Below are 1,227 nucleotides of genomic sequence, written 5' to 3' on the forward strand. Positions count from 1 at the left end.
AGTCAACCTCTAAACGCATTTCAGAGAACAGAGTAGGTAACTTGGCTGAGAAGCTAGTTGGACTGGTAAAGCAATCTTATTCTGCCATTTCAAAAACCTCTCCTATAATAGAAGAGGTTAAGTATAATGCACAGAAACTTATAAGGTTGACAAGCCGTCGAGAACAAGTTTTAGAACAGTTGATAGAGTTAGCTAAACCTCTACCTGAATATGTGATTCTTCTCTCTATTCCTGGCATCGCAGAGACAACGGGTACAAGCGTTATTGGCGAATTAGGAGACATTCGTCGCTTTACGTCTGCTAATCAAATCAACGCTTTTATCGGTATTGATCTCAAACACTATGAGTCGGGAGATTTCCTAGGTCAAGAGCATATTACTAAGCGTGGGAATCCTTGTGCAAGAAAAATTCTGTACAAATCTATTCGCAATATCGCTTCAGCTAGCCATACCAATCCTTGTCATATCGCAGATTTCTATGAGAAACGAAACAGACAATCGACAATAGCTTCAACTAAGCCACATACGATTTCCTCTATACATCGTCTCATTCGAACAATGTATTACCTCATTACGCATAACAAACTTTACGATTACTCTTTGACCCAAAATCGATAAGGCTGTCTATGCCGTATTATGGTAACACCTTGTTTCAAAAAATACCAGATGAGGTGTTTTTTTAGCATGCCCATTTATGGATCAAAAAGTGTTAAAAATAAGACAGTAACCTCAGAATAGCCACTATCTTATCTCTTTTTTACTTAAAGCCTTGATAGACTTGGCAAATGGTAGAAAAAGAGAACCGAAGTTCTCCTTTTCAATCTATTAGTTTAACACTCTAGGTGGGTAAGCAATACCAGTCTTATCAAAGTAAACGTAGATTCCTGGTTGGATTTCTATCCATGTGCTGATGGCTTTCTTACCACTATCACCATAGTAATAGCTAATACGACCATTGCCAGCAGTTACCGTTTGTCCTTTTACTTGTTTACCATCTTTAGCGAAGTAATAGGTATCAGCACCGATTTTAACTTCACCAGTTACTGTCTTACCATTAGAACCAACATAATACCAATTGTTATCACCTGTTGTGAAGAATTCATTAGTCAAACGTTCACCTGTTGCAGCATCGTACTTGCTATAGGTACCATCTGCATTCTTAACAACGCCACCTTTAACTTGACTTCCATCTTCTTTAAAGTAGAGGTGTTGTCCATTGATAACTTGA

1 protein-coding gene and 1 pseudogene are annotated in these 1,227 nt (G+C 38.1%); one reads left to right on the forward strand and one right to left on the reverse strand.

The genetic code is table 11. The annotated features are described in order from the left end of the window. On the forward strand, window positions 1-617 hold a 617-nt coding region (locus HSISS2_RS07020), incomplete at its 5' end, for an IS110 family transposase (protein ID WP_042767070.1). A gap of 207 nt (window positions 618-824) precedes the next feature. Here HSISS2_RS07020 and HSISS2_RS07025 read toward each other — a convergent pair. Beyond that, window positions 825-1,227, reverse strand: a pseudogene (locus tag HSISS2_RS07025) (hypothetical protein); the annotation flags it as partial.

This window comes from Streptococcus sp. HSISS2, assembly GCF_000448665.1.
In the GTDB taxonomy this organism is placed as follows: Bacteria; Bacillota; Bacilli; order Lactobacillales; family Streptococcaceae; genus Streptococcus; species Streptococcus raffinosi.